Genomic DNA, 18654 nt, shown 5'->3' with positions numbered 1-18654 from the left:
TCTCCATGAACTCCATCAACACTGATGAGCACGACCACACTGAAAACAACCGCCCGTTCGGATTCTGGCTCAAGGCCGTCGATCGCCTGATGGCGGCCGAGTTCGCCTCCGCTTTCGACGCCGAGGGCATCACGCGCCGCGAGTGGCGCCTCCTAAACGTCATCGACGGCACCGTTCCGAACGGCCACGCGAAGAGTGACCTGTCGTTGCCACCTCGCAAGGTGCCCGCCCACAAACTGGGCCGTCTGATTGAGCTCGGCTGGGTGACGGATGCCGATGGCACCTGGAGCCTCACCGACGAAGGCCGCGCGGCCAAAGAACGTCTCAGCACTATCGTCGAAGGCATCCGCGCGAAGATCACCGATGCGGTTCCCGCTGACAACCTCGCCACCACCATCTCCACGCTCGAGCAGCTCGCCCGTGCGTTCGGATGGGACGAATCCACGCCGCTCCCCCGTGGAGGCGGAGCGCGGCACGGACGTCGCGGCGATTTCGGGCACCACGGCTTCGGAGACCACCACTTCGGAGACCACGGCTTCGGCCGAGGACGCGGCCACGGATTCGGACCGCGCCACTTCGACCACGAAGGCCACGAAGGCCACGAAGGCCACGGCTCAGACGAGTCCGGCGGACACGAAGGATGCCAGCACAGCGAACACCCGTTCGCGCACGGCGCCGATCACGGCCACCGTGGCGGCCCGCACGGAGAGCGAGGGCACGGACACCGAGGTCACGCAGGACGCGGTCGCGCCCACCTCGCGCGCTTCGCGCAGGGCTCATACGAGCGCGGCTTCGACGCCGGATTCACCCGCGGTCGCGACGCGCAGTGACCACCAAATGCCGGCCCCAAACGGGGCCGGTCTCATCAATGGCGGATGCTTCGGCATCCGCCATTGTCATGCGTCGAGCGCGATACGCACGTCCGATGGCGCGCCAGCCGCGAGAAGTCGTTCGGTCATTCCCGCGGCAGCGAGAGCATACGGTCGCTCATCACGCATAAGCAATGAGCGCGAGTTGGATTCTTCGTACAACGCGATCAGGTGGAAGGCAAGCAGCTCGGCGCCGGCCTCATCGACCGTCAACTCGCCCGCTTCGACGGCGAATCCGATCTGCGCCGCGATGTAGGCATACCAATCAGCAGTGGCGGCGCGGACGGCATCGCTCACTGCCCCCGGCTTGGAGTCGACGTCGGCAGCGGTCGCGGCGAAGAAGCAACCTCCGGGGAACACTCGATCGCGCGAGTAGATCAGTGCACCTCGCAACAGCGCCGCGAGCCGTCGCAGGCCGCGCGGTTCGGTGCGCGCCGGAACGATGATCCGGTCGACGAAGATCTCTCTGGCCGCGGCGATCGTGGCGAGCTGAAGGCCCTCCTTGCCGCCGAACAGCGTGGCGATGCTGCTCTTGCTGTGACCGGAGGACCCAGCAAGACGTCCGATCGTCAGTCCATCGAGACCGTCAACGGAGGCGAGATCGGTCGCGCTCGACAGAACGATACGCCTGGATGCGTCACCGCGCACCCGCCGGCCGTCTTGAACAAGTTTCTCCGCCACACCCCTAGTGTACGCACGATCGTTCGTATACTCTACGAACGATCGTACGTATTCATTGTTCACAGGAATTGAGGAACCATGTCCGCTCCTGCCACGGCGCTACGTCGCAGCATCCGCATCACCTCAGCAATCTCGCCGGCGATCGCCGCCCGCCTCGCGCTTTGGGCCTTCTTCCGTCCCGGCGCGAAACGCGCGGTGCACGCAAGGGACGCGGCAACTGACCTCGCCGGGCACCGCGAGTATCTGACGGTGCACGGCCAGAGCATCGCCACGTATCGCTGGGGCGCGGGTGATCGCACCGTGCTGCTACTGCATGGCTGGCAGGGACGTGCATCGCAACTCGCCCCGATCGCACGCGAACTGGTCGCCGCCGGGTGGCAGGTCGTGTCCTTTGACGCGCCAGCGCACGGTGCCTCGGAAGGGCGGCGAGCCGACATCATCGACTGGCTCGATGCGAGCGCTCAGCTGGCACGCCGATACGGCGGATTCGATGCGATCGTCGGGCACTGCTTCGGCGGGCTCGCGGCCCTCGCCATTGCACGAGATGACGTGGCGATCCCGTCAGTCGCGGTCATCGCCGGCGCGGCAAGCCCCGCAGCCTTCCTCGGGGAGTTCAGCGCGATTCTCCGTCTCGACGACGCGACCCGGACGCGATTCGAACGACTCTTCTACGCGAGGTTGGGCGAGACGACAGCGATCGAACGCTACGACGCCGTCGCGCGACCACTTCCCCCGTCCACGGAGCTGCTAGTCGTCCACGATCGGGAAGACAAGCGGATGCCGGATACCGATTCGCTGCGGCTGCACTCCGCACACGCGGGGCGCTCGCGGCTCATCCGCACGACCGGGCTTGGGCACACCAGGCTGCTATCGGACGATCACGTACTCGATGCGGTGAGCGCACTCGTGACCGGCGAACCGAACTCTTTTGAAGTGCCGGCTGCACGCGCTCAGATCAGCAGTGCGAGACAGCACTGATTCACGATCTTGCGACCGTGGGCCCTTCGGTGGCGAGGCCCACCGACTGCGAGGTGACCGAGACGATCGTCGCCGGATCCGCGCCCGCCCCGACAGGCAGCCCGGCAGGCAGGCCGAGGCATCCGCCGCGGATGTCAGCCCTGCACCCCAAGGAACGCCATGAGGCCGATGGCGCCGAAGAACAGCACCGCAAGACCGCCGTAGATCACGATCGTCCAGCCGCGGTAGCTTTGCCCGGCTGTTCCGCCGGCGGCCGGACTGACGTAGTTCCGTGTCGCTTCATCGCGCGCCGTCGCGGCACGTGAAGCGGCCGCGCGTGACTCGGCTTTCTGCGCAGCGGTCGGCGGCACAAGCTCCTGCTTGTGGGCGGATGCCGAGGTCCAGGTGTCGTCGGGCGCCCAAGTGCTGCGCTTGCGGAGCGCGGGAGCGTCCGCTGTGTCAGCTCCGGCGCTCTCGGACGGCGCCGGCGGAATGACCGGCGCGGCACTGGGAAGGGGCGGGGTCACTCTGAACGTAGGCGGCGGCGGCACCTCGAATCCGTCGATGGCCGCTGCTGCGTCCGGGACGTCGACCGTCTCCGGCGCGGGGACGTCGAATGGCTCCACTCCCGGTGCTGGGGGCGAGGCAGGCGCGGCAGACGTGCCGGCGGGCTCCTCGGTGGTGGCATCCTCGCCGGGACCTTGCGGATTCTCCGTGTTTTCGATGCTCACGCTCTTGATACTACGTGTGCGCCCCGCTCGCGGCGCCTGGCTGACGCCTGGCGCTCAGGCCCCGAGTGATCCGATGTCGGTCGTGCCTACATTCGTGCGGTGGAAGTTCTGGAATGAACGCGATGCCGTGGGGCCTCGCTGGCCCTGATAGCGGTTGCCGTAGGGCCCGGAGCCGTAGGGGTTCTCGGTGGGCGAGGAGAGACGGAAGAAGCAGAGCTGGCCGATCTTCATGCCTGGCCACAGCTTGATCGGCAGCGTCGCGACGTTCGCCAGCTCAAGGGTGACGTGACCGGTGAAACCGGGGTCGATGAAGCCCGCCGTGGAGTGAGTGATGAGGCCGAGACGCCCGAGCGACGACTTGCCCTCCAGCCGCGCGGCGATGTCGTCGGAGAGACTGACCTGCTCGAAGGTGGCACCCAGTGCGAACTCGCCGGGGTGCAGAATGAACGGCTCGTCCGGCTTGACCTCGATCAGCCTGGTCAGCTCCGGTTGCTCCTCGGCTGGGTCGATGAAGGGGTACTTGTGGTTGTCGAACAGGCGGAAGTACCTGTCGAGGCGCACGTCGATGCTCGACGGCTGGATCATCTCCGGTTCGTGCGGAGACAGGCCGATCCGGCCGGCGGCGAGTTCTGCTTTGATGTCGCGGTCGCTGAGAAGCACGGCACCAGCCTACGGCCAGATCGCGGCGACCCCGTTGCCGACGGCATTGGCGCCGAGGACGAAGAGCAACACCGCCATGATGACGTGATTCTCGCGGGTCAGCCAGGTGTGCAGCGCGGCCAACGGTGCATGCATACGGTCGGAGGCGATGAGGAACGCGACCACGGGGATGATGACGGTGGACGAAGCCATCAGCACGAACACGGCTGTGGCGATCATGAGCCGCTCAAAGCTCAGATCGGCGGCGCCAAGGTCGACCCCGACGCTCGCGCTGAGAATGACGTTCTTCGGGTTAGCGATGGAGAGGATAAGCCCGAACTTCAGGCCGTCACTGAACCCGAAGGTGTCGATTTTCTGCATCCACGCTGGCAGCTCTGGCTTCTCATCGCCGTGCGTGCGCTTGCGCCATTGCTTGACAGCCAGCCACAGCAACAGCCCGCCCAGGACCAGCTTGATCGCGCCTTCCCATGGATTCGGCGCATGCTGCTGGTGCGCGGGCAGTAATGACGAGAGGACCGTGAGGGCGACGATCACCGCAAGGACGCCGACCACCCAGCCGAGCAGGAAACCCAGGCTGCTCGAGCGGGCACGGGGGCTTAAAAGCGTGAGGATCACGACGATGATCGGCACCGGGCTGATCGCGATGCCGACGGCGAACGGGAGCATCTCCCCGATGAGAGTGCCCATCAGCTGTGCCGTCGCGGAGCGTGCTCGAAGATGAGGTTTGTCGTGGTTCCGGCGACTTCTTCGCGCACGCTGATCGTGTCGGCGACGAGTTCGCGCAGCGCCTGGGCGTCGCGGACGGCGACGTGCACCAGGAAGTCACGGTCACCGGCGAGGAAGTAGACCCGCCGCGTGGCGGTTAGTGACTCGAGATAGTGCTGGAAGCGGTGAAGGTTGCCGCGCGCGTGCGCCTGCAGTCGGATTGCGATGAGTGCCTCCAGGTGTAGGCCGACGGCTTCTGGGTCAATTTCGGCGCGGAAGCCAACGATCGCCCCGGTGTTCATCAGCGCGCGCATCCGCTTGTGACAGGTCGATTCAGCAACGCCAACGCGGGCCGCCAGCTCGGTGTTGGAAATGCGTCCGTCGCGCTCGATCTCGATGAGGATGGCGCGGTCGATGTCGTCAAGTTCTGCGAACCGCGAAGAATCCTTCTCGGACATGGTCGATCCTCCTCTTCCTGCGAGGATTTTATGCGTGTGCTACGCATTTAGCGAGGATTCTTTCGAACCCTGCCATATGAGACGGCGAATCTGCCATCCTGGGCCTATCTGTCGCATCTCGGGAGGTTGCAATGGCGCACTCGATCGTCATCGGAGCGGGCATGGTCGGACTCGCGACTGCATGGCATCTGCAGGAGCGCGGCGCCGAGGTCACCGTCCTCGACCGCACCGGCGTCGCCGCGGGTTCATCGTGGGGAAATGCCGGCTGGCTCACACCGGGCAAGGCGATCCCGCTCGCCGACCCGAGCCTGTGGACGTATGGCCCGAAGGCGTTGCTTGATCCGGATGCCGCACTGCATGTTCCGTTCCGGGTGGATGCCGGGCTTTGGGGGTTTCTCGGACGTTTCGCCGCGCACGGCACGCATCGCGCGTGGGATCGCACGATGGCGGCGCTCACTCCGATCGACAAGCTGGCGCTTTCCGCCTTTGATGAATTGACAGACGGCGGGGTCGACTCGTGGACACGGGAGGGCCCGTTCGTGATCGGGTTCACCGAGGATCGGCATGCGACGAACTTCCTCAGAGAGATCGCTGGCGTGGTCAGGCATGGCCAAGACGTGCCCCTGGAAAGGCTGGAGAATCCGCGCGAGCTTGCGCCGATGCTCTCGGACGCGGTGAAGGTCGCGTATCGGCTCGACAAGCAGCGGTTCCTCGAGCCGGCGCCGTTCGTGCAGGCGTTGGCGGATGCCGTCGTCGCGCGCGGGGCGGTGTTGCGCACCGATGCCGAGGTGGTGCGGGTGGATGGCGGGGTTGCTGGTTCTTCTGGATCTGCTGGTTCGGTGGCGAGTGTGGTTCTCGCATCCGGTGAGCGGCTCTCGGCTGATTCGGTCGTGGTCGCGACCGGGGCATGGATGCCGAAGCTCGCGCGGTCGCTGGGTGTCAGGGTTCCGGTTCAGGCGGGGCGCGGCTACTCGTTCACCGTCGACACTGAGGAGCCGGCGACGCATCCGGTTTATCTGCCCGCGCAGCGGATCGCTTGCACGCCGTATCAGGGCAGGTTCCGGATCGCGGGGACCATGGAGTTTCGTGGTCCGGACGAGCCACTTCAGGCCCGTCGCATCCAGGCGATCATCAACCAGACACGCACTCTGATGCAGGGCGTCGATCTCGACAATCGGCACGACGAGTGGGTGGGCTCGCGGCCGGTGACTCCCGACGGGCTACCGATCGTGGGCGTGACGCGCACGCCGGGCGTGTACGTAGCGGGCGGCCACGGAATGTGGGGCATCGTGCTCGGCCCCGCCACTGGCAAGCTCCTCGCCGAGCAGATCGTCACCGGAAAGGTGCATCCGGCGATCGAGCCGTTCAACCCGCTGCGGTAGCGTCTCGCGCCCTCAACTATTTGTTATGCTGGCGAGGCGCCGCAAGGCCGCGGGACTGTAGTTCAATGGTAGAACTTCTGCTTCCCAAGCAGATAGCGCGGGTTCGATTCCCGTCAGTCCCTCCGATTAACTCGCGCGTCCGCTGTGAGTTCTCACGCCAGTTGGCATGGTCGCAGGAATGATTGCGCGCCTCTGACGTCACGTTAGCTTGAGCTCGATGGTGGCCATCTTGGTCTCGTTGGTCGTTCTGATGCGGGACACGCAAGGACAGATCTTCGCTCTCGCGTCGCGCTGACGCTCGCTATAGAACACGTCGCGGTGGTCGATGTCGCCGACGAGTTCCACGACTTGAGCCTCACAAATGCCGCATTCCCCCTTCCGACAGTCGAACATCGGGTCGGCACCCGCATCCTCAAGTGCTTCCAGCAGTGTCTTGTCTGGCGGCACGACAATATCGATGTCGGCACCTGGGATTCGCACACGGAACGGCTGCGCGTCATGCCAGCCACTATTGCCGAACGTCTCGAATCGAAGGTTGGCATTGGGCCGGCCAGAAGCATCCCATGCTCGCCGAACAGCATCCATGAGCCGAATCGGACCACACATGTACAGTTCCGCATCCGGTGCGACATCGGTGACGAACTGTGGAACATCAAGCGAGGTGCCTTCCTCCCCGACGTGCACACGCAGCCTTTCGCCGTGCTCGGCGATCAGTTCATCGAGGTAGGCCATGGCCTCCCTGCTGCGCCCACAGTAGACAACCCGATACTCCGCACCAGCTGCGCGAGCCGCTCGCGCCATACCGAGCACGGCCGTTATGCCGACCCCACCAGCGAGAAAGACGTACTGGGCGGCGCCATGCCGGTAGGGAAAGTCCTGTAGCGGGTGGGTCACATCGATGCGATCACCGCGCCGGAGAGCGTGCATGAAGACGGCTGCACCGCGCGAGACGTCCGTGCGCATGACGCTGATGGCGAAGTCTCCGCCATCGCCGACTGAATCGACGATGGAATACGAACGCATGACAGGCTCACCGCCGAGGTTCATGCGAACATCGATGTGCATGCCCGGGCCCAGACTGCGTCGAGCGTCGGGAGTCAGTACGATCCGCTGGATGCGGTCGGTCACACGCACCGACTCTCGCACAGTGGCCTGCTGCCATGTCACGGTGTGCGCCTGCGCCATTTCACACAGCCTCTGGCATAGATTCCGCGGAGCTCCCCGGCCGGAGCGGAACACTCGTTGGTCGCCCCTCCCGCTCTAGCATCCGTTCGAGGATGCGGCGCACCCACATGCCTCCAGCGTCGATGTTGAGGCTGTAGAACTCGTAGTCAGGATTCGCATCGATCGCACTTTGCTGCGCGTGCAGCATCCGCTCGTCTTCACCGAACACGCCGTGCACGCCGTTACGCATCTGGGTGGTGATGAGCTGACTGTCGATGCAGTAGTTGCGCTGGAATGACCAGAAGTAATGGCATGTGCGGTCATTTTCGGGCGTGATCGTATTCATCACGTAGCCGTTCACGCCCTGGCTTCGGTCTCCCTGGGGCGCTCCGGTACCGGCCTTGGCCACGCCGACGTCGATCCGGATCGTCGACGGCGCCTCAAAGTGGATGATCTGCCAGCGATCGACCTTGCCCTCGAAACCCGGAAACTTGTCCCGCATGCTGTTGAACCAGAGTGGCGGCGCATCGATGTTGAGCATCCACCGCTCCACGGTGACGGTCGTGTCCGTGTGACTGGTGACGAACTCCGATCCGCTCAGCTCGGCTTGACCGATGCTCGAGGAGTGCACGAATTCCTCATGCGTGAGGTCCATCAGATTGTCCAGTACCAGCTGGTAGTTGCAGTCGGCGTGTATCAGCTCTCCATCGCCGGTCCATCCCGGATCCGTCATCTGACCCATGTCCGGGATCAGTTGTGGGTCGGCGAGCACGGGGTCACCGACCCACACCCAGACATACCGATAACGATCGACGATGGGGAATGACGGGACGGTCGCGCTGGGGTTGATCGTTTCCTGCGCAGGCATCGAGGTGCAGCGCCCCGCCTGGTTGTAACGGATGCCATGGTACGGGCACTGCAGATCATCGCCGATGACCTTTCCCATCGACAACGGCGCCAACCGATGCCAGCAGGCATCCGCGAGGGCCACCGGCGAGCCGTCCTGCGTGCGATACAACGCGAGGGGCCGGCCAGCGATCGTTCGTGCGAGCGGGGCACGTGTGACCTCGTAGTCCCACGCGGCCACGTACCACGCATCGCGCGGGTAGTCGAAGATCTTCGCTGTCGTGCGCATCCCAGCCATGTCCACTCCTTCGTGCGTGGAATTGAATTCCACTGTCTATTCGGCTATCTATCGCGGTACGTAGGCGACACCGCCTACCGGTTTGGCAATGAATCCAGGAAGGTGAGCAAGTGTTGAGCCAGCAGCACCGGTTCGGTCACCATCGGGAAGTGTCCGGTGGCGATCTCCCTCACCTGCCAACCTGGCGTCTCCCGCACGCGCCTGCGTATCGGGTCGATGGTCGGGTAGGCCGGTTCATTGCAGTCGACGAACAAGCGCGGCAGCGACTGCAACAGCGCCTCGTCGTACTCGAGCGGCTCTCGATACATGCCGAAAGGGTGAAGCACATGACGCCGGCGCAGCCAGGCCGCATCGTCGGCGCTGAGGGCGAACCCCTCGGTCGGATCCGGCGGTGGCAGCGCATTGCCGTGTTCGGCGGCCATAGCTATCCGCGTTGCTGCGATCTCGGGAGAGTGACCGACTCCCCATCCTTCGCCGGATAACGGAGCCATAGCGTCGACGTACGCCAGCCCGCGAACACGCGAAGTTTCTGCGGATTCCATCGCCGCGGCTGCACCCGTGATGACCATGCCCCCATAGCTGTGTCCCACGAGCACGACATCATCGAGTTCCTCTGCCTCGATCAGACCGAGCACATCGTCGATGTGGGTCTGCAGCGTTATGTCTGGCCGGCGCAGGTGTGCGCGCTCACCATCGCCGGTGAGCGTGACGGCGTGGACCTCGAATCCGGCCGCACGCAGTGGCGCTAGTAGACGACGCCACACCCAGCCACCACCCCATGCCCCGTGCACCAGGACGACTGCCGGAGTCTTCTGAATACTTGACTCGCGAGAAGACTGCATGTCAGGCCGGATTCGACATGACGAGATGGCCGACAGCGGTGTTGGATGCCGGAACGTGATAGAACCGGTGGGCCACGGTGGGAGCCTCGCCGCCAAACTGGTCGTCCATCGCCCCTCGAGCGATGAGCCAGTCGACCAGCTCGATACCTTCAGACCCGGCCTCGTCAACATATTCGAGGTGTGGCCAATCGCTCAGCCCGAGCGGATCAGCGATGAGGTGGTCGAGGAACGCGTTGTCCCACTCGGAATTGATCAGGCCGGCACGCGGCCCCTGAAGTTGATGACTCATGCCACCGGTCCCCCAAATCTGAACGTTCAACTGTTCACCGTCCCATCTATCCAGCGCGCGCCGCAGCGCCCTTCCCAATTCGTAGCATCGACGTCCGGATGGCACCGGGTACTGCACAACATTCACGGCAAGTGGGATGACCCGGCACGGCCACTCCTCGACATCGCCGAACACCAGCGAGAGCGGGACGGTCAATCCGTGATCGACGACCATTTCGTTCACGAGAGTGAGGTCAAAGTCATCTTGGATCACCGAATGCGCGATGTGACCCGCCAGTTCGGGAAACCCTTTGACGTCAGGTACGGGCCGCGGGCCGTAGCCCTCGTCGGCGACAGAATAGCGAGCGCCTGTGCCGAGCACGAAAGTCGGGATGATCGACGCATCGAACGCCGTGGCGTGGTCGTTGTAAACGAGAATCACGACGTCGGGTGGGTTCTCTTTCGCCCACTTGCGTGTCCACTCGTATCCAGCGAACACCCTTCTCCAATAGGGCTCCTCGGTCTTGCCCAGATCCATGGCCGCTCCAATGGCGGGAACATGTGAGGTGAAGACGGCAGATGTGTATCTGGCCGGCGCTCCTGCCCGGGCCGTCTGAGCGGCCTCAACAACCGGTGTCGGTGTCCAGCCGTCCAAGTCCTTCAGACGAACGCCCTGGGGTTTCCGTCCTCCGCCGAGCATCATGTCGCGATACGCCGCTTCCGACATCCCCGTCATCGAGCCGACCATCTGCTGCGCACTCAAGCCGTGGGTGGCGCCAATCTTCACGAGGAAGTAGATATTGCCCCCCTCGCGGATCATCGCGTTCAGATCCATGTCGAGCACTGCCTGCCTCTGCGCGGGCGTCAAGGGCCACTCATCGAGATATACCTCGCGATCGGCAAGATAACGCTCTCGGTTCGCTGGTTTCATCAACGACATGGCGAGTTGATTGAGGTGATAGCCCTTTCGTGCCTGCTCTGCGTCGAAGACAGTCGTGCCGGGAACGTCTTGATAGGACCTGTCGAGCCCCATATCGAACTCCAAACTTCGTCGTTCTGGTATCGTAAAAAGCACTCTATAGCTATGCATGTAGCTATGTCCATAGATATTTCACGATGCCTGCGACCGCACGAATATTCGCTCGTATACCCTTGTCCCGAAAGGAGTCCGATGACTCTGCGCTTCGCTCTGCTTGCGCTTCTCCGTGTCGGACCGCTGTCGGGATACGACCTCGCCAAGCAGTTCGGTCAGTCGGTGGGGCACGTTTGGTACGCACCCAACTCTCAGATCTATCCGGAACTGCGGCGCATGGAAGCCGACGGGCTCGTCACCGCCGAGGAGCAGATCCGCGGCACGCGGGGCACGCGCCGGCTCTACCACGTCACGGATCTCGGTCATTCGCAATTCCTCGAATGGATGGCTTCGCCGATCGAGTACCAACGCGTGCGAGACCCGGCTCATCTGCGAGCCGCGTATCTCGAGGCGACTACTCCGCAAGCAGCGCGCGAGTTCTTACAGCGCCACATCATCGAATGGACGAAAGAACTGGTTCAGTTCGAAGGTCAGATTCGGCATACCGACGAAATGACCAACCTCATGCTTGTTCGCCGGCTCGCGGTCACAGCCCCAGAAGATCACGAGCGCACGATCGAGTTCAAGCGGTTCGCCTACGAGGGCCTCGTTGGTCGTGCGGTCGCCGAGATCGAGTGGGCGCGACGGGGACTGGAGCTCGTCGACCGATTGGCGGGCACGCAACCCGTGATGATTCCACACCCAGTCACATAGCGCCGGGGAACGACGCCATGGCTCCACCCCTAAGTGTGGAGTCGGACGTTGCATCGAGCCTCACGTAACGCGGATAAGTGAGCGCTGCCACCCGGAAGAGCCGTCGGGAGCGATCGGTGCCCGTTCCTCGATCTGCATGTCGCCGTTCTTGTTGACCGCACGGACGGCCACGTAGTGCGAACCGGCAGTCGCGTCCCACTCCATGACCCACTGCACCCAGGTGTCGTCGTTGATGGGCGCCGACAGCGTAGCGGGGACCCACTCTCCGTCGTCGATACTCACCTCCACGCGATCAATGCCCACGGACTGGGCCCACGCGACGCCCGCGATCGGGATGCGACCGGCAGAGACCGCCGCGCCGAGCTTGGGGGTATCGACACGGGATGCGAACTTGATCGGGGCCTCGGCACTGTAGCCTCGCGGCGTCCAGTAGGCCTCGTCATCGGCGAAGGTCGTGACCTTGAGCTCGGTGAGCCATTTGGTCGCCGAGACGTAGCCGTAGAGACCGGGAACGACCATCCGCACCGGGAAGCCGTGCTCGAGCGGCAGCGGCTCGCCGTTCATGGCGACCGCAAGGATGGCATCGAGCCCGTCGTCGGTCAGAGCCGACAAGGGCGTGCTCGCGGTATAGCCGTCGACACTGCGTGACAGCACCATGTCGGCGCCGGACTTCGGCCCTGCCTTGCGCAGCACATCGCGCAGCGGCACGCCGAGCCACATCGCATTACCGACGAGCTCGCCACCGACCTCGTTCGAGACGCAGGTCAGCGTGATTGCATACTCGTCGAGCCCCATGTCGAGGATGTCTTGGAAGGTCATCTCGACACGCTGATCGACCATGCCGTCGAGCACGAGCCGCCAGGTCCCTGGGTCGATCGTTGGAACAGTGAGCGCCGTGTCGACACGGTAGAAGTCTTCATTCGGCGTGAAGAGCTTGCTCAGCCCAGGCACATCGAGTTCTGCACCCGCCGGCACGGTGACACTCGTACGCGGAGACGGAAGCTTGAGAGCACTACGGAGCGACTCGACCGAAGCCACTGCCATGCTCACGGTGCGGGCGGCGATGCCGACGACGACGGCGGATGCTCCGGCGATCGCCGCGAGCATGAAGAAGCGTCGGCGGTCGAACCCGGTCGGTGCGGCTTCTGCGCCAGTGACCGTCGACTCTCGCCATGCCTTGAGGCGACGAACGAGGAGCACGAGGATGAAGGATCCGACGATCGTGCCGAGGACCGGCGGAAGGAAGGCGAGCGGCGTCACCCCTGCGCGGGTCACGATAGCCGCAGTCGAGACAACGCCCGCAATGACCAGTGCGACGACTCCAAGCGGAGGACGCACTAGTTGCAAGATGCCGGCGATCGCGGAGGCGAGAACGACGGCCAGACCCAGCCCTGCCAGCAGGGCGATCTTGTCGTACTCGCCGAAGGTGGCGATCGCGAACTCTTTGAAGGGCTGGGGCACAATGTCGATCACGAACCCGCCCACGGCGATGATTGGACTGGCCGCGCGTGCGAAGATCAGCGCAAACAGCTCCGCGGTCGCGAGGAAGACCGCACCGCTGATCACGCCCGCGAGTGCCGCCCACACGATGAATCGCCTGCCACTGCGCTTGACCATGGTCTCCTCCAACTACACCCGTGAAGGTGTGCTCCCACGTTATTCGGAGACAGAGCGCAATCGGATGGGATCTAACGCTCGGCTAACGCCACCGAGTAACCACTCCGCCTCGGCAATGCCACCGCCGCCGCGGCCAGGAAGCACAGCGCCCCGACGAACGTCCCATTGCTCGCGAGCGCGCCCCTGAAGTCCTCACCATCAATAAGTACGTACGCACCGACCGCTGATACAGCGAACGCGACGCACCCGGCGAAGTTGATGAGCGTCGACCACCAGTCCCGATTGCCGGCATCCCACATCCGTGCCCCGCCCTGCGCGTACGCGACGAAAGCGAAGCATCCGCTCACGAGGAAGGCGACGGAGCCACCGGCATCCGGACTCCAGACGAATCGGTCATCCGCAGAACGTGACACGGCGAACAGCGCTGCGATCGTGCTCACGTTGAACAGGATCGTGCCGAATGACTGCGTCGATGCCGTCAGCCATTCCGCACGAACCACACGTCGTCCTGAAGCGAGGCGCTCCCAAGCGGAACCGCTGAGGAAGAGCTGGATGAGGCCGGCACCGGTGAAGAACCATGCCCCGATGAAGCAGAGCACGTTCGCCGTCTGCGCGCCAAAGGCCATGCCCGGCACCGTCGCCAGCGCGAAGAATGCCGAGCCAATGATGAAGCCCCAGCACTGTTTGGTCTCAGTGAGCACCATCAGTGGTGGAACTGAGCCTGGCCGCTCGCACGATCAGGAAGCGGGAACTTCAACGCGTCGAGGTAGGCGACCTCGCCCCTGATATCCGCCAGAAGAGCGGATGCCAGATCACGGCTGAGGCCCGCTTTCACAACGATTCGCTGCAGCACCATGTCCGACAGGTTGTCGGCCATGGGATAGGCAGGAACCAGCCATCCCTTCATCCGCAGCCGATCCGCGAGATCGTAGAGCGTCCAGTTGTCGGTGTGGTCAGCCTTCAGCATCCATGCGAAGACGGGGATGGTGTCGCCACGACTGATCAGCTCGAACGCATCCATCTCTTCGATCTCGGATGACAGATATGTCGCGACGTCGATCGAGTTCTGCTGCACTGCGCGATACCCCTCCCGACCGAGCCGGAGGAACTGGTAGTACTGCAGCAGCACCTGCGCGCCAGGACGCGAGAAGTTGAGCGCGAGTGTGGGCATGTCGCCGCCGAGATAGCTGACGTGGAAGATGATGCTCTCCGGCAGCACAGCCTTGTTCCGCCAGACGACCCAGCCGACGCCAGGATAGACGAGGCCGTACTTGTGCCCGGAGGTGCTGATCGAGTTCACCCGTTCGATGCGGAAGTCCCACTCCAGATCAGGCTGGCAGAACGGCGCGACCATCGCCCCGGATGCCCCGTCGACATGGATGCGGATATCAAGGCCGGTGTCCTGCTGAATCTCATCGAGCTTCTGGGCGATCTGCTCGACCGGCTCATACGCGCCGGTGTAGGTCTGGCCGAGGATGGCGACGACACCGATCGTATTCTCGTCGACGTACTTCTCCAGCTCGAACCCGTCCAGAACCATGTGCTCAGGGGTCACCGGCACGTAGCGCGGCTCGATCTCCCAGTAGTTGCAGAACTTCTCCCAGACAACCTGCACGGCGGCAGACATGACCATGTTGGGGTTCTCTGTCGACTTCCCCTCCGCCTTGCGCCTCTCCCGCCACAGCCGCTTCATCGCCAGCCCGCCGAGCATGCACGCCTCAGACGATCCGATCGTCGACGTACCGATCGTGTCATTCGCATCGGGGACGTTCCACAGGTCGGCGAGGATGCGCCAACAACGGTCTTCGATCGCCGCGGTGGCCGGGTACTCATCCTTGTCGATCATGTTCTTGTCTGCGGCTTCGAGGTACAGCTTCTTCGCCTCGTCGTCCATCCAGGTCGACACGAACGTCGCCAGATTCAGCCGGGAGTTTCCATCGAGGATCGCCTCGTCGTGCACGATCTGGTAGGCCGTCTCAGGGAGGCTCGGCCCATCGGGCATGACGAACTTGTCGAACTCGGTCGCCTCACCGGGGCGGACGAAGACCGGATTGATGCTGAGCATCGGATCAACATTGGTCGACTGGCGGGCCGGGGTGTGGTTGGTGGGCACTGTGCACTCCTGATCGGTCGCTTCTGCACGAACATCGGTTTACACCCGATACAGGACACCGTAGCGTCCTGGCAGGGGCGGCGCTCAAGATCAGACGAAGGACACCCTCCAGGCGAGCAGGGCGCGGTTCGTCAGCCCGCGAACTTGGCCTGCGGGACGCTTCGGATGCCGTCTGAGCTCGCCACGGACGCCTCCCATCGGCTCGCAGCAGTCTCATTCAGCTCCGGGGCATCTTCAGCTAGCAGAAACCCGTCGTCTACGAGATTGCGGCTCGACTCCTCAAAGCGTCGACGGTAGCCGCGCTCATCCTGATACCGACGAACGGCCTCCCCTCTCGGCAGTGGAGTCATCGTCCCGACGAGCCCCGCCGCGAGGTCACGATCCGCGAGTGGCGTCCAGCCGGGACCTTCCCCGCCTTCGCCTCCCGGCGTACCGTGAGGCGAATACGCGGCGAGCGCGACCTCCGCCCACGGCGAGCGGATGCCTCCAAGCACGTTGCCGTCCGCATCGCGGCGCAGCATCTGACTGGGATGTATCGGGCCCTCGGCGTAGTCGAACCGCAGCCCATGCGGAGCCTTGGTGCCGTCGACAGTGCGGATGAGATTGTCCAAAAGTGCGCGGGCGATGAGATCGCTGCGAGCGTCCGAGCGCTGCTCCCGCACCGGAATGTGGCCAGTATCGATCCCGGTGGCAGCGAGCGTAGCGGCGTTAGTGGATCGCACGCCTGGCCAGTTCTCGATATGGGCCGCTCCGGCGATCTGATAGAGCCGGTACGTGTCGCCCGGCTCATCCGAGTCGTCGCGGAGCTGCCCGCGGTGCGTCTCGGACTCAGTCTCGCTCAGTATCTCGAACACCGGAATGCCTGCATCGCGCACCGTCCGCCGCTCGTCGTCGGCGTCAACGGCGCGACTTTCGGGAGACAGCAGCGGATACCCGGCGAGTCCCGCTCCGCCAGAGGAGATGAAGATCGCCACCGCATCGGCGAGACTGCCGCGCGCGGTCGCGAAACGTTCCCGCGCGAACACCCGGCAGAAGCTGCCGGTCGCCGACCACCCGGATAGCACGATCCGCGATGTACGCAGCGAACCGAGAGTGTCGCTTCGGATCAGCTCAAGGGCATCGGAGAAAATGTCCCACTCGGTGCCGAGTCCCGGGACGTCAAGCGTTCCGTACCGCTCGGGATCGATCTGCTCTCGCATCGCTCGTGCGACGTGTGGGTAGACGGTGACCCCCACCCAGGCGTCGCCTCGGCGCAAGAAATGCGACGCCAATGCGTCCCATGAGAGGCCCGCATCCATGTGGGGATGCAGCGGTTCGACGTGGGTGACGCCCGAAGCACGAGCCGGGTCGGAGGGATATCGCACGAGAAGCCGGGTGCGATAGGGAATCGTGGCATCGTCCCGCCTCGGCGAGCCTGGTTCGGCCGACTGCCAGAGCCCTGCACTACCGACGAGCAGGTATTCCTCCTCTTCGTAGCCCGCAACGGACAGGTCACACCCGAAGCCCTCCCGGGCATCGAAGGCCGCACCAAACGGCGGTTTTGAGCCATCCAGAAGCACCAACTGCGGGGAATGTGGGTTCATCGATGAACCTCCGATCGGGAGTTGTTGTTTATCAGTTTACTTGATAAGTTTCGTTGCGGATATCCCGAATCCCTGACCATCTTGCAAAGGAGCAACGCATGTCATCACGACGTAGATACACAGCGACTGGGGTCGCGCTGATCGCCAGCGCAGCCCTTGTCCTAACCGGCTGTTCGGGGTCCCCCGAACAGAGCAGTGACGCCAGCAGCGGCCTCGGTGAGAAGCTGACGCTGCAGTTCACCGGCGTGCCGATCAGCCTGAATCCCGCTCTTGCGGGCGGCGGCGGCAGCGTCGTCTTCACCGCCCTCGCCTATGACCCGCTCATCTACCTCAGCGGCGACGGCGAACTCGTACCCGATCTGGCGACCGAATGGAAGTTCCGCGACGAGGAGAACACTCAGCTCGAACTGACGATCCGCGAGGGCGTCACGTTCCAGGACGGCAACGAGCTGACCGCGCAGGCAGCCGCCGACTCGATGAACTACTTCATGGATGCTGGCGGAGGTCAGGTCGGAACCGTCGGACCAATCGACACGATCGTCGCCGAGGACGAAGACACTCTGCTCATCACCTACTCATCTCCATACCCGGCAGGACCAACGAAGCTCACGCAGATGAACCAGCTCGGTCTCATCATCGGCCCGGACGGGGTGGCCGATCCCGACTCGCTCCTGACCGGCATGAACGGCACGGGCGCCTACCAATACAACCCGGACGCATCCGTGGCCGAGTCGAGCTACGTGTACGAGCGCTGGGACGGATATTGGAACTCCGACGCGCAGAAGTACGATCAGATCGCCGTGCAGGTCATCGGTGATCCCAATGCCGTCATCTCGGCTGCGACCACCGGCCAGGTGGACTTCGCCGGGGGTGGGGCTGACTCTCTTGAGACGGCCAAGGACGCAGGATTGTCGGTCCTCGCCGCACCGTTCTTCAACTACGGTCTTATCGTGCTCGACCGCAACGGAGAACTCGTACCGGCACTGAGCGACGAGAAGGTACGTCAGGCGATGGGCTACGCGATCGATCGATCGGCCATCGTCTCCGCACGTGGCGGCGACGAGTTCGCGACCGCGATCGACCAGCTGACAGCACCAGATGAGATCGGGCACATCGACGACTACGGTTTCGATTTCGACCTCGACAAGGCCCAGTCACTCATGAGCGAGTCGGGCTACCCCGACGGATTCTCCATGACCCTGCTGTCTGAGACGCCGCTGGACAACCAGTCACTCATCACCCAGGCCGCCATCTCACACCTCGGCGAGATCGGAATCGACGTGACGCTCGATGTCGCCAGCTCGATTCCGGACTTCATCCAGAAGGCAGGCAGCAAGCAGTACCCGGCGATCATCTGGCCGATCGTCGGCGACACGGCATCCGACTACGCCACGACTTTCACAGGCGAAGGTTTCACAAACGCGTTCGGGGTGAAAGACGCGGCTCTGGACGACCTTGTCGCTCAGTCGATCGTTGCGACGGACGCTGAGAAGGCGGCTCTGGAAGAGCAGGTGACTGAGCGGTCCAACGAGCTTGCCTGGTTCCTGCCGTTGGTTGCGACGATGAACGTTTACTACATCTCCCCTGATGTGACGAACGTGACGGTCTCCGCGCTGAACCCCAACCCGATTCCGGTCGCCCCGTCGGCCGATCTCGCCTGGCAGCCGGCCAGTTGATGGTTGCCAGAGCCGCATC

Annotated in this window: 18 protein-coding genes and 1 tRNA gene; 6 read left to right on the top strand and 13 right to left on the bottom strand. The window is 63.9% G+C overall.

The window, feature by feature from the left end; all coding sequences use genetic code 11:
- Nucleotides 1-5 precede the first annotated feature (5 nt).
- Nucleotides 6-830 carry a MarR family winged helix-turn-helix transcriptional regulator gene (locus AC1C2Q_RS10750; RefSeq protein ID WP_495450073.1) on the top strand — a complete coding sequence of 275 codons (825 nt, stop codon included), beginning with the start codon at nt 6-8 and terminating at the stop codon, nt 828-830.
- A 66-nt stretch (nt 831-896) separates the two neighbouring features.
- On the opposite strand, the gene AC1C2Q_RS10745 is transcribed toward AC1C2Q_RS10750, so the two are convergent.
- Entirely contained in the window at nt 897-1550 is a 654-nt protein-coding gene (locus AC1C2Q_RS10745; RefSeq protein ID WP_495431104.1) for a TetR/AcrR family transcriptional regulator, read from the bottom strand.
- Nucleotides 1551-1628: 78 nt separating this feature from the next.
- Here AC1C2Q_RS10745 and AC1C2Q_RS10740 point away from each other — a divergent pair, with 78 nt between their 5' ends.
- Complete coding sequence (locus AC1C2Q_RS10740; RefSeq protein WP_495431103.1) at nt 1629-2528, top strand: alpha/beta hydrolase; 900 nt, start codon at nt 1629-1631, stop codon at nt 2526-2528.
- A 134-nt stretch (nt 2529-2662) separates the two neighbouring features.
- Here AC1C2Q_RS10740 and AC1C2Q_RS10735 read toward each other — a convergent pair whose 3' ends face one another.
- From AC1C2Q_RS10735 to AC1C2Q_RS10720, 4 genes are read right to left on the bottom strand one after another with little or no spacing between them, the layout of a single operon-like run.
- Nucleotides 2663-3238, bottom strand: coding sequence for a hypothetical protein (locus tag AC1C2Q_RS10735; protein WP_495431102.1), 576 nt, complete (start codon nt 3236-3238; stop codon nt 2663-2665).
- 54 nt (nt 3239-3292) lie between these two features.
- Nucleotides 3293-3898 carry a dCTP deaminase gene (dcd, locus tag AC1C2Q_RS10730; RefSeq protein ID WP_495431101.1) on the bottom strand — a complete coding sequence of 202 codons (606 nt, stop codon included), beginning with the start codon at nt 3896-3898 and terminating at the stop codon, nt 3293-3295.
- Between the two features lie 9 nt (nt 3899-3907).
- On the bottom strand, nt 3908-4585 hold the full coding sequence (locus tag AC1C2Q_RS10725) for a GAP family protein (protein WP_495431100.1): 678 nt from the start codon (nt 4583-4585) through the stop codon (nt 3908-3910).
- The gene (locus AC1C2Q_RS10720; protein ID WP_495431099.1) at nt 4585-5061 is read right to left on the bottom strand and encodes an Lrp/AsnC family transcriptional regulator; all 477 of its coding nucleotides are present in this window, start codon (nt 5059-5061) and stop codon (nt 4585-4587) included. Before AC1C2Q_RS10720 ends, AC1C2Q_RS10725 begins: the two co-directional genes overlap by 1 nt.
- Before the next feature lie 131 nt (nt 5062-5192).
- Here AC1C2Q_RS10720 and AC1C2Q_RS10715 point away from each other — a divergent pair, with 131 nt between their 5' ends.
- Complete coding sequence (locus AC1C2Q_RS10715) at nt 5193-6443, top strand: NAD(P)/FAD-dependent oxidoreductase (RefSeq protein WP_495450072.1); 1251 nt, start codon at nt 5193-5195, stop codon at nt 6441-6443.
- 51 nt (nt 6444-6494) lie between these two features.
- Nucleotides 6495-6565: transfer RNA gene (locus tag AC1C2Q_RS10710), tRNA-Gly, on the top strand.
- Between the two features lie 76 nt (nt 6566-6641).
- Here AC1C2Q_RS10710 and AC1C2Q_RS10705 read toward each other — a convergent pair.
- The 4 genes from AC1C2Q_RS10705 to AC1C2Q_RS10690 form a co-directional block, all read right to left on the bottom strand.
- Nucleotides 6642-7628 carry a PDR/VanB family oxidoreductase gene (locus tag AC1C2Q_RS10705; protein ID WP_495431075.1) on the bottom strand — a complete coding sequence of 329 codons (987 nt, stop codon included), beginning with the start codon at nt 7626-7628 and terminating at the stop codon, nt 6642-6644.
- A 1-nt stretch (nt 7629) separates the two neighbouring features.
- Nucleotides 7630-8751 (bottom strand): aromatic ring-hydroxylating dioxygenase subunit alpha, encoded by a 1122-nt coding sequence (locus tag AC1C2Q_RS10700; RefSeq protein WP_495450071.1) that lies wholly within the window; start codon nt 8749-8751, stop codon nt 7630-7632.
- A 74-nt stretch (nt 8752-8825) separates the two neighbouring features.
- Nucleotides 8826-9593: an alpha/beta fold hydrolase gene (locus tag AC1C2Q_RS10695; RefSeq protein ID WP_495450070.1), complete on the bottom strand. Its 768-nt coding sequence runs from the start codon at nt 9591-9593 to the stop codon at nt 8826-8828.
- Between the two features lies 1 nt (nt 9594).
- A complete protein-coding gene (locus tag AC1C2Q_RS10690) occupies nt 9595-10893 on the bottom strand; it encodes a protocatechuate 4,5-dioxygenase subunit alpha/beta (protein WP_495450069.1) in 1299 nt (432 codons plus the stop codon).
- Between the two features lie 138 nt (nt 10894-11031).
- On the opposite strand from AC1C2Q_RS10690, the gene AC1C2Q_RS10685 reads away from it, so the two are divergent.
- A complete protein-coding gene (locus AC1C2Q_RS10685) occupies nt 11032-11646 on the top strand; it encodes a PadR family transcriptional regulator (RefSeq protein ID WP_495431071.1) in 615 nt (204 codons plus the stop codon).
- Nucleotides 11647-11706: 60 nt separating this feature from the next.
- Here AC1C2Q_RS10685 and AC1C2Q_RS10680 read toward each other — a convergent pair whose 3' ends face one another.
- The 4 genes from AC1C2Q_RS10680 to AC1C2Q_RS10665 form a co-directional block, all read right to left on the bottom strand.
- Nucleotides 11707-13263 (bottom strand): molybdopterin-dependent oxidoreductase, encoded by a 1557-nt coding sequence (locus AC1C2Q_RS10680; protein ID WP_495450068.1) that lies wholly within the window; start codon nt 13261-13263, stop codon nt 11707-11709.
- 71 nt (nt 13264-13334) lie between these two features.
- The gene (locus AC1C2Q_RS10675) at nt 13335-13967 is read right to left on the bottom strand and encodes a hypothetical protein (RefSeq protein ID WP_495450067.1); all 633 of its coding nucleotides are present in this window, start codon (nt 13965-13967) and stop codon (nt 13335-13337) included.
- Nucleotides 13967-15328: a glutamate decarboxylase gene (gad, locus tag AC1C2Q_RS10670; protein ID WP_495450572.1), complete on the bottom strand. Its 1362-nt coding sequence runs from the start codon at nt 15326-15328 to the stop codon at nt 13967-13969. The genes AC1C2Q_RS10675 and gad overlap by 1 nt, the downstream gene beginning before the upstream one ends.
- Nucleotides 15329-15507: 179 nt before the next feature.
- Nucleotides 15508-16959 carry an alpha/beta hydrolase domain-containing protein gene (locus AC1C2Q_RS10665; protein ID WP_495450065.1) on the bottom strand — a complete coding sequence of 484 codons (1452 nt, stop codon included), beginning with the start codon at nt 16957-16959 and terminating at the stop codon, nt 15508-15510.
- Between the two features lie 98 nt (nt 16960-17057).
- On the opposite strand from AC1C2Q_RS10665, the gene AC1C2Q_RS10660 reads away from it, so the two are divergent.
- Nucleotides 17058-18635 carry an ABC transporter substrate-binding protein gene (locus AC1C2Q_RS10660; protein WP_495450064.1) on the top strand — a complete coding sequence of 526 codons (1578 nt, stop codon included), beginning with the start codon at nt 17058-17060 and terminating at the stop codon, nt 18633-18635.
- The last annotated feature ends 19 nt before the right edge of the window (nt 18636-18654 follow it).

The organism is Microbacterium sp. Y356, assembly GCF_059445355.1.
Note: the sequence above shows the minus strand (reverse complement) of the source record. Positions and strands in the feature narration are given on the sequence as shown.

Excerpts from the sequence above, each read along its gene's own strand:
- AC1C2Q_RS10720 (WP_495431099.1), bottom strand. The coding sequence starts at position 5,061 with ATGTCCGAGAAGGATTCTTCGCGGTTCGCAGAACTTGACGACATCGAC.
- AC1C2Q_RS10725 (WP_495431100.1), bottom strand. The coding sequence starts at position 4,585 with ATGGGCACTCTCATCGGGGAGATGCTCCCGTTCGCCGTCGGCATCGCG.
- AC1C2Q_RS10715 (WP_495450072.1), top strand. The coding sequence starts at position 5,193 with ATGGCGCACTCGATCGTCATCGGAGCGGGCATGGTCGGACTCGCGACT.
- AC1C2Q_RS10700 (WP_495450071.1), bottom strand. The coding sequence starts at position 8,751 with ATGGCTGGGATGCGCACGACAGCGAAGATCTTCGACTACCCGCGCGAT.
- AC1C2Q_RS10740 (WP_495431103.1), top strand. The coding sequence starts at position 1,629 with ATGTCCGCTCCTGCCACGGCGCTACGTCGCAGCATCCGCATCACCTCA.
- AC1C2Q_RS10675 (WP_495450067.1), bottom strand. The coding sequence starts at position 13,967 with ATGGTGCTCACTGAGACCAAACAGTGCTGGGGCTTCATCATTGGCTCG.
- gad (WP_495450572.1), bottom strand. The coding sequence starts at position 15,328 with ATGCTCAGCATCAATCCGGTCTTCGTCCGCCCCGGTGAGGCGACCGAG.
- AC1C2Q_RS10680 (WP_495450068.1), bottom strand. The coding sequence starts at position 13,263 with ATGGTCAAGCGCAGTGGCAGGCGATTCATCGTGTGGGCGGCACTCGCG.
- AC1C2Q_RS10750 (WP_495450073.1), top strand. The coding sequence starts at position 6 with ATGAACTCCATCAACACTGATGAGCACGACCACACTGAAAACAACCGC.
- AC1C2Q_RS10685 (WP_495431071.1), top strand. The coding sequence starts at position 11,032 with ATGACTCTGCGCTTCGCTCTGCTTGCGCTTCTCCGTGTCGGACCGCTG.
- AC1C2Q_RS10665 (WP_495450065.1), bottom strand. The coding sequence starts at position 16,959 with ATGAACCCACATTCCCCGCAGTTGGTGCTTCTGGATGGCTCAAAACCG.
- AC1C2Q_RS10690 (WP_495450069.1), bottom strand. The coding sequence starts at position 10,893 with ATGGGGCTCGACAGGTCCTATCAAGACGTTCCCGGCACGACTGTCTTC.
- AC1C2Q_RS10660 (WP_495450064.1), top strand. The coding sequence starts at position 17,058 with ATGTCATCACGACGTAGATACACAGCGACTGGGGTCGCGCTGATCGCC.
- AC1C2Q_RS10705 (WP_495431075.1), bottom strand. The coding sequence starts at position 7,628 with ATGGCGCAGGCGCACACCGTGACATGGCAGCAGGCCACTGTGCGAGAG.
- AC1C2Q_RS10695 (WP_495450070.1), bottom strand. The coding sequence starts at position 9,593 with ATGCAGTCTTCTCGCGAGTCAAGTATTCAGAAGACTCCGGCAGTCGTC.